Annotated in this window: 6 protein-coding genes, 1 pseudogene and 1 CRISPR repeat array; all 7 genes and pseudogenes read left to right on the forward strand. The window is 48.8% G+C overall.

Annotated elements, in window-relative coordinates:
- Positions 1-260 (forward strand): annotated as a pseudogene (locus tag RUM_RS08560) (hypothetical protein); the annotation flags it as partial.
- Between the two features lie 28 nt (positions 261-288).
- On the forward strand, positions 289-1,014 hold the full coding sequence (cas5c, locus tag RUM_RS08565) for a type I-C CRISPR-associated protein Cas5c (RefSeq protein ID WP_015558732.1): 726 nt from the start codon (positions 289-291) through the stop codon (positions 1,012-1,014).
- Positions 1,008-2,849, forward strand: coding sequence for a type I-C CRISPR-associated protein Cas8c/Csd1 (gene cas8c / locus RUM_RS08570; protein ID WP_015558733.1), 1,842 nt, complete (start codon positions 1,008-1,010; stop codon positions 2,847-2,849). Before cas5c ends, cas8c begins: the two co-directional genes overlap by 7 nt.
- 14 nt (positions 2,850-2,863) lie before the next feature.
- Positions 2,864-3,736, forward strand: coding sequence for a type I-C CRISPR-associated protein Cas7/Csd2 (gene cas7c / locus RUM_RS08575; protein WP_015558734.1), 873 nt, complete (start codon positions 2,864-2,866; stop codon positions 3,734-3,736).
- A complete protein-coding gene (gene cas4, locus RUM_RS08580; RefSeq protein WP_041326370.1) occupies positions 3,733-4,407 on the forward strand; it encodes a CRISPR-associated protein Cas4 in 675 nt (224 codons plus the stop codon). The genes cas7c and cas4 overlap by 4 nt, the downstream gene beginning before the upstream one ends.
- Positions 4,404-5,426, forward strand: coding sequence for a type I-C CRISPR-associated endonuclease Cas1c (gene cas1c / locus RUM_RS08585; protein WP_015558735.1), 1,023 nt, complete (start codon positions 4,404-4,406; stop codon positions 5,424-5,426). The genes cas4 and cas1c overlap by 4 nt, the downstream gene beginning before the upstream one ends.
- A 9-nt stretch (positions 5,427-5,435) precedes the next feature.
- Positions 5,436-5,726, forward strand: coding sequence for a CRISPR-associated endonuclease Cas2 (gene cas2 / locus RUM_RS08590; RefSeq protein ID WP_015558736.1), 291 nt, complete (start codon positions 5,436-5,438; stop codon positions 5,724-5,726).
- A gap of 148 nt (positions 5,727-5,874) precedes the next feature.
- A CRISPR array of direct repeats spans positions 5,875-8,630; the repeat unit is 32 nt; unit sequence GTCACGCCCTACACGGGCGTGTGAGTTGAAAT.
- Positions 8,631-8,667 lie beyond the last annotated feature (37 nt).

Here is an 8,667-nt window from a genome sequence, read left to right on the forward strand (position 1 = left end):
AAGAGACCGTAGCCGTAGTGATTGATAAGTGGGAGAGAACAGCACAGCTGCTGGAGCAATTGTCTAATGGGAACAAGCGTGTCCGCCGGGAACTGCAGCAATATTCCGTAGCGCTGCGGGTATACGGGGAATTTGACCAGGCGTTGAAGCTGGGCTTGGTACGGGATACGGGCTGCGGCGTGTATGTGTTGTCGAATCCGGATAACTATGATCCGGAAACGGGCTTGGATCTGGGAATTCAGCCAATTTATATGGCGTAAAAGTGATGCGTAAGAAAGGAGCGATACAATGGGATATGGTTTTAAGATCCTGGTGGAAGGAGAGTATGCACTGTTTACCCGACCGGAATTCAAGGTGGAACGGGTCAGCTATGATGTGCCGACGGTGTCGGCTATGGAAGGATTGATCAAGTCCATTTACTGGAAGCCGGCGATCCGGATCGTCATCGACAAGATCGTGGTGTTCCATCCGATCCGGTTTATCAACATCCGGCGGAATGAGGTGTCCCAGAAGATACCGCTGGCATCTGTGAAAAACCAGATGAATGGGAAAGGCCCTGTGGAGGTTTTTACCTCACAGAAAAATGTACGGAGTCAGCGAGCCAGCATGCTGCTGCGGGACGTGAAATATGGAGTAGAGTTCCACTTCGAGATGACGGGACTTCAGTCACAGCACCCCGATGAAAGCCCGGAAAAGCACTATAATATTATGCTGCGGCGGCTCCGGAATGGTCAGCATTTCCGTCAGCCCTGTCTTGGATGCAGAGAATTTGCCGTCCGGCGGCTGGAGCTGGTGGATGCATTTGATCTGTCCCAGGTGGATCCATCCCTCAAAGGCGATGTGGATCTTGGGGTTATGCTGTACGGTCTGCGGTTCCGGGACGGAGGCGTGCCCGTAAATCAAGACTGGGATGCACCACAGTTTTCTGACGCTGCGGATCCGATGTACTATCGTCCCCATATGATCGATGGTGTCATTGACGTGGCAAAATACAGGGAGGGGATTCTATGCTGATCAAAGCGTTGTGCGACTATGCGGAAAAGCAGCAGGCTTCATCTTCTCAAAATGCCTCCGTACCGGAATATTACCGGCCACAGAAGATCTCCTACCGGATTGTGCTTTCGCCGGAGGGGAAACTGCTGGATATTCTTCCCCAGCGGCATTTGGAGACTTATTATGACAAAAAGGGTAAGGAAAAGCAGAAGGATGTTCCGGATACGATCTATTTGCCGATGCGAAATAAGACTTCGATTGTTCAAGCGTATTATTTGGATCATCGGCCGCTGTACATATTTGGACTCAATTATGTAAAAGAGAATGGTCAGGAAATCTGGACACCGGATGATGAAACAAATAAGGCAAGGAGATCCCATAAAGCATTTGTTGAACATGAGCTGGCATTTATGGATGGTCTGGATTCTGAGATTTGCACGGCATATCGGCGTTTTCTTGAAACCTGGGATCCGGAGCAGGAAACGGAAAACCCGGTTCTCCGGCAGTTGGGTGCTGCTTATAGCGGTTCTTACTTTGGATTTACCCTTGGCGTAGGCAAGGCGAATCTGGAGGAAGATCCGGAACTGATCGCCAAATACCAGAAAATTTGTCAGCAAGACGATTGCAGAACAGATGAGCCTGCGGATACAGTTTGCAGCATTCTTGGGGAAAGGCTCTCGATTGCACGGAAGCATAATCCATTCGATTTTCCGAATCAGACCGGTTGTCGACTTGTTTGCATGAAGCATAGTGCTTATGAATCCTATTGTAAAGAAAAATCTTTTAATAGCGGTGTTTCAGAAAAGGCTATGAAACTCTACACGGACCAACTGAACAAGCTGCTGCAGGATCGGCAACATCATGTGATTTTGGAAGGTATGACAGTGGTGTTCTTTGCCATGTGCCAGAATGATGAGGCGCAGTGTGATTTCTTTGCTTCCATGCTGGGCGGCTCGACGGATCAGCAAACAGAACAGAGCATCCAGAAGCTGCTGACTTATGCGAAAGGCGGATACACGGGAGATCCGGAAGCGATCCGGCGGATGGAGGAAATGAATAATACTACTTTTTATATAGTGGGCTTAACGAACACCATAACCCGTGTCAGCCAGAAGTTTATTTACCGGGATCGGTTCGGAAATCTGATTCAGAATCTGTTGAAGCATCAGGAGGATCTGCGGATCCGGGAGCAGGACACACATCCTATTCCCTTTAAGTGGATCAACAAAGAACTGGTTTCGCCGAAATCGTCCAATAAGGACGTACCGCCACCTTTGGAATCCAGCATCATTCTGGCGGCTTTGCAGAACACCCGGTATCCGGATGCTCTGCTGGCTACCGTGGTTCGTCGGGTTAAGACAGACCAGGACGATGAGAATGACGCCAAGGGCGGAAAATATATCAAGTTGAATCGGGTGCGGGCAGGGATCATTAAGGCTTGCCTGAACCGAAAAAATCACAAGGAGGAAATCACTATGGCGTGGAACGAGGAAAACAGGAATCCGGCATATATTTGTGGAGGATTGTTTGCAGTGTATGAGAAGCTCCAGAAAGACGCTACGAAGGGACCCCTGAACCGGACGATCAAGGATGCATATTTTTCTTCTGCATGCTCCCGACCGGCAAGCGTATTCCCCACACTGGCGAAGCTGTCCCAGAATCACCTGCATAAGCTGGACGAGGAGCGTGTACGTGTTTTTTACGGGCGGCTTGTAGGCAGCTTAATGAATCAGCTGGAGGGAGAGTTTCCACAAACCTTGTCGCTGGATGACCAGGGGCGGTTTATTATCGGGTATTATCAGATGAATCAGAAGCTGTGGACAAGTAAGGAAGAAACAAAAGAAGACGAGAATTGAAAGGATGGATTAGTATGGAAAACAAGGCAATTGAGAACAGATATGAATTTGTGATGCTGTTTGATGTAGAGAGCGGAAATCCCAACGGGGACCCGGATGCTGGAAATATGCCCCGGACAGACCCGGAAACCTCCCTGGGCATTGTGACGGATGTGTGTCTCAAGCGAAAGATCCGCAATTTCGTGGAGCTTTATAAGGAAGGAGAGCCGGGCTACAATATCCTGATCAAAGCGGATAAAGCTCTGAATACTAAATTCACAGCGGCATACGATGCACTGGGATTGGAGAAGGGACAAAAGGGTAAAAAACCAGAGGACGTGAAAAAGGCACAGAAATATATCTGCGACAACTACTTTGATGTGCGCACCTTTGGCGCTGTTATGAGCACAGGTGATGATCCCTGTGGTATTGTAAGAGGTCCGGTGCAGCTCAACTTTGCCAGAAGCCTGGATCCGGTTTCTGTGCAGGATATCACCATCACCCGTCAGGCTGTTACAACGCAAAAGGATTTTACTGAACGTAAGCAGAGCGAAATGGGTAAAAAAAGTCTGATTCCCTACGGTCTGTACCGGGCGGAGGGCTATGTTTCCGCTATGCTGGCGCAGCGGGTAACCGGCTTTTCCGAGGAGGATCTGGAGCTGTTGTGGACGGCTATCATCAACATGTTTGAAGGGGACAGAAGCGCTGCCAGAGGAAAAATGAGCATGCGTAAGCTGTTTGTATTCAAGCACGCCTCTGCTCTGGGCAATGCCCCGGCACAGACATTGTTTGACAAGATCCAGGTGCAGAAAAAGGAAGGCGTTAATCCGCCCCGTGCGTATACGGATTACACAGTCACTGTGGATCGGAATATGCCGGATGGGGTGGAACTCATCGAAAAGCTGTGAACGACCGGACGATCAACATCCGGAATATCCAGCATTTTCTCTACTGTCCCCGGCGGTACGCCCTGCTGGAGCTGAACAGTGACTGGGCAGAGAATGCATTTGTTGTAAAGGCGGACATCCTCCACCAGCATGTACACGATGGAAGTCACAGTTTTTCAGACAGCAAAAAGATCGTTCGCAGCAATATTGCGATCTACAACGATCTGCCTCAGTATGACCTGTATGGCATGACCGACTGTGTGGAATTTGTACGGAGCAGCCAGGGCGTTTCAATCCCGGGCTGTTCCGGCAAATATGCAGTGCGGCTTGTAGAATATAAGCCCAAAGCACCCAAGGATGGGGGATTTCGGGAAACGGATGCTATACAGGTATTTGCACAGAAGGTGTGTGCCGATTTTGTATGGCATTGCAGCAGTGAGGCGTATCTGTACTATGCAGATACCAAAAAGCGAGTCCGGCTGCCCTTTGACTCGGAGTATGCGGCTTACGATAGTCTGCTGCAAAGGCTGCTTCAGGATATGCGGACATTGCTGGAACAAAAGCAGATTCCGCCACGGAAAAAGGGACAGAAATGTTCCGGCTGCTCCCTGACGGATCTGTGTTTTCCAAAGGAAAAGCCTTATTGCGTCCGGGATCTGATTTTGTCCCAGAAGGGGGTGGAGCAGGAATGAAACGCCTGCTGAATGCGCTGTATATACTGGATGAAACCACATGGCTTACCCTGGATGGCGAGAATATTGTCTGCACCTGCGATGGTCGGGAGAAATTTCGATTGCCTTTTTCCAATATCGAGGAAATCTATTGCTTTTGTTATCCGGGCTGTTCACCGGCACTGATGGGGAAATGCGCAGAGATGGGAATCAGTCTGAATTTTCTTTCCCCCTCGGGCACATTCCTTGCCCGGGTACAGGGCAAAACGAGAGGAAATATTTTTCTGAGGAAAGCCCAGTTTCAGCGGTTTGAACATCCGGACTTGCTGCTGGCGCAGAATACAGTGGCAGCAAAGCTGTCCAACACCCGGTATCTGCTTCGACGTTCTCTGCGGGATAATCCGACTCTGGATGCAGATGGTGAAGTGCGCGGCTGTATTTCCTATCTGGAAAGTGGCATGGAGCGGGTATATGAGTTGCGGGATACAGAAACCATTATGGGCCTGGAAGGGAACTGTGCAAAGGCGTACTTTAACATTTTTGACCGGTTGATCCTACAGCAGAAAGACATATTTTATCTGACCGGACGCACAAAGCGTCCGCCGCTTGATCCTGTCAATGCAGTGTTGTCTTTTTTGTATACCATGATGACCAGCAGCTATGCTTCTGCACTGGAAGGTGTGGGACTGGACAGCTGCTATGGTTTTTACCATGCACTTCGATCCGGAAGAAGCAGTCTTGCATGCGATCTGGTGGAGGAAGCACGCTGCATTGCAGAGCGACTGACGCTGACTTTGATTAACCTTAGAAAATTAAACGGCGGAGATTTTGAACGGCAGGAAAGCGGTGCGGTATTTTTGAGCAAGGATGGAAAGCGAAAGGTGCTGACAGCGTGGCAGGAGAAAAAGCGTACCACGATACAGCATCCATATCTGAACGAGAAAATACCCTTGGGACTGCTTCCTTTTGTACAAAGCTCTTTGCTGGCCAAGTATGTGCGGGGGGAGATATCTGAGTATCCTTGCTATTTATTAAAGTAGGTGATGGACATGATGGTTTTAGTCAGCTATGATGTATCCACGGTCGATCAAAAGGGAAGGGCTCGTCTGCGGAAGGTTGCAAAAGCATGCCAGAATTACGGACAACGGGTGCAGAATTCCGTGTTTGAAATTGATTTGGACTACGGAACCTTTTGCAGGGTAAAAGAAAAACTGATGCAGTTAATTGATGTGCAAAAGGACAGCCTTCGCTTTTATTATCTCGGAAACAATTGGCACAGACGAGTGGAGCATTTTGGCGCTAAGGATACCTATGATCCGGAAGGCGCATTGATTTTGTGATCTGCGAACTGCCGGTAATTTGATTTTTGTGGGTTGTTCGCAAGGAAATGTCGCATGATTGTGAATAAGCAATGAACAAAATAGCGCTGTTTTGCGCATAAAAGTCTGTCCCGTGTGAGGGTATGACCTTGGAGACACAATATCTAGGGTCACGCCCTACACGGGCGTGTGAGTTGAAATTTTGAAAATTTTCATTTATAATACAAGTAGAAAATGTCACGCCCTACACGGGCGTGTGAGTTGAAATCTGTACAATGCCAACTGCAACCGAGGAAGCCAAGGTCACGCCCTACACGGGCGTGTGAGTTGAAATGATATAATGCCGGAATTATTCCAGATGTCTCCCTGTCACGCCCTACACGGGCGTGTGAGTTGAAATTTTGAAAATTTTCATTTATAATACAAGTAGAAAAGTCACGCCCTACACGGGCGTGTGAGTTGAAATGTAGTATCTGGAAATTGCGCCGGATGGTTGGGCGTCACGCCCTACACGGGCGTGTGAGTTGAAATTACAATTATTTACTCGCTCGCGCTGTGCCTTCGGTCACGCCCTACACGGGCGTGTGAGTTGAAATCCTCCGCCCCGTCTGCAGGGCGGTATTGATAGAGTCACGCCCTACACGGGCGTGTGAGTTGAAATCATCATTGGGAGTATTACCAGTAAACGGCGTTTGGTCACGCCCTACACGGGCGTGTGAGTTGAAATGTTTTCCTCTCTGATAATATTTGTAACCGCCATGTCACGCCCTACACGGGCGTGTGAGTTGAAATTTGAAAACATGGAGGCAACATATGTAATGGTTTTGTCACGCCCTACACGGGCGTGTGAGTTGAAATTATCGTGTTCCATGTCTGTTAAAGCGAATCCGAAGGTCACGCCCTACACGGGCGTGTGAGTTGAAATTGATAGAAAAAGGAACTGCTACAACTATTCAAAAGTCACGCCCTACACGGGCGTGTGAGTTGAAATTGGCCTATCGAACAGAAGCAAATTTGATTGCTGAAAGTCACGCCCTACACGGGCGTGTGAGTTGAAATTCTTCCTCATAAATTCCATATACGTGAAATTCAGTCCGTCACGCCCTACACGGGCGTGTGAGTTGAAATTTCCGGTGGTGCTGGATGGATGGCTACCAGAAATGTCACGCCCTACACGGGCGTGTGAGTTGAAATAATTCATGTAGGGGACTACATAATCGAAGACGGAAAAAGTCACGCCCTACACGGGCGTGTGAGTTGAAATTTTTCTTTTGAATGCTGTTTCCGTATTTGTTGTTGTCACGCCCTACACGGGCGTGTGAGTTGAAATTCTTGCAAGAAAAAATTTAATGAATATATGAAAGCGTCACGCCCTACACGGGCGTGTGAGTTGAAATGACTAAAAAAGACAATGGCTAAACCAAAAAAGAAGTCACGCCCTACACGGGCGTGTGAGTTGAAATTCTGAAGATAGTGCTGATAGCACACGTTCTGTTCGTCACGCCCTACACGGGCGTGTGAGTTGAAATTTAGTCTTCCAGTTGTAGTAAGTCTTACCCTGCCAATGTCACGCCCTACACGGGCGTGTGAGTTGAAATGTTTTTTCGCCTCGTCTCCTCCCACGTCCGTGCTGTCACGCCCTACACGGGCGTGTGAGTTGAAATCCATTATTCGTCTTTTACGCACCAATAGCCATTCGGTCACGCCCTACACGGGCGTGTGAGTTGAAATTTAAATGTTTGAGAATTGGAAAGAAAGAAAGTGTCACGCCCTACACGGGCGTGTGAGTTGAAATTCAAATATTCTTCTTCTTTCCCGACTACGCCTTTGTCACGCCCTACACGGGCGTGTGAGTTGAAATAATGACATATGGGAACATATAGAAGAAAAGGGTGTCACGCCCTACACGGGCGTGTGAGTTGAAATTTGCGCCGGGGGCACCAGCTCCAGCAGCTGTTTGATGGTCACGCCCTACACGGGCGTGTGAGTTGAAATCCAGTATTTGGAGTGCCTGCGTCCGCAGTTTAAAGTCACGCCCTACACGGGCGTGTGAGTTGAAATCCGCCGCCTGCAATCAGGGCGGTGATAGCCATTCCAGTCACGCCCTACACGGGCGTGTGAGTTGAAATCACCGCCTGGTCAGTGTCGCCCAACACGCCCTGCAGTCACGCCCTACACGGGCGTGTGAGTTGAAATTTGTCCTATTCAGAACCCCAAAATAGCGTTAAGAGTCACGCCCTACACGGGCGTGTGAGTTGAAATGATGGCAGAACCAACCATGAAAAGAACCTGCCGGGTCACGCCCTACACGGGCGTGTGAGTTGAAATGAAAGTTCCCACGTCAAGAATTGTATCCTTAATGTCACGCCCTACACGGGCGTGTGAGTTGAAATTAGTCACATCAGAGCCAACAGAACCCATCTTAAGTCACGCCCTACACGGGCGTGTGAGTTGAAATGGATTATTCCAAAATAAGACACTCTGAAACTGAAAGTCACGCCCTACACGGGCGTGTGAGTTGAAATGTTTGCGTTCTTTTTCCTCTGTTTCAAAACGTTTGTCACGCCCTACACGGGCGTGTGAGTTGAAATTGCCGTTTCGATGGTTGAAGTAACCAACAAGGAAGTCACGCCCTACACGGGCGTGTGAGTTGAAATCTCTGATAATGTTTGTTACTGCCATTCCATACAGGGTCACGCCCTACACGGGCGTGTGAGTTGAAATTTTGGAAATTGGCGTTTTTCAGTGCTTTGTTGATGTCACGCCCTACACGGGCGTGTGAGTTGAAATTATTTGCAACTGCCATATATACATAATGGATGTTTTCGTCACGCCCTACACGGGCGTGTGAGTTGAAATACCATTCCATAACCATTTACTGCCAACTGCCAAAGTCACGCCCTACACGGGCGTGTGAGTTGAAATATCAACTGGAATTCCAAGCGATTCAGATAGTAATGAA

This window comes from Ruminococcus champanellensis 18P13 = JCM 17042 (assembly GCF_000210095.1).
GTDB lineage: Bacteria > Bacillota > Clostridia > Oscillospirales > Ruminococcaceae > Ruminococcus_F > Ruminococcus_F champanellensis.

Excerpts from the sequence above, each read along its gene's own strand:
- cas5c (WP_015558732.1), top strand. The coding sequence starts at position 289 with ATGGGATATGGTTTTAAGATCCTGGTGGAAGGAGAGTATGCACTGTTT.
- cas8c (WP_015558733.1), top strand. The coding sequence starts at position 1,008 with ATGCTGATCAAAGCGTTGTGCGACTATGCGGAAAAGCAGCAGGCTTCA.
- cas7c (WP_015558734.1), top strand. The coding sequence starts at position 2,864 with ATGGAAAACAAGGCAATTGAGAACAGATATGAATTTGTGATGCTGTTT.
- cas1c (WP_015558735.1), top strand. The coding sequence starts at position 4,404 with ATGAAACGCCTGCTGAATGCGCTGTATATACTGGATGAAACCACATGG.
- cas2 (WP_015558736.1), top strand. The coding sequence starts at position 5,436 with ATGATGGTTTTAGTCAGCTATGATGTATCCACGGTCGATCAAAAGGGA.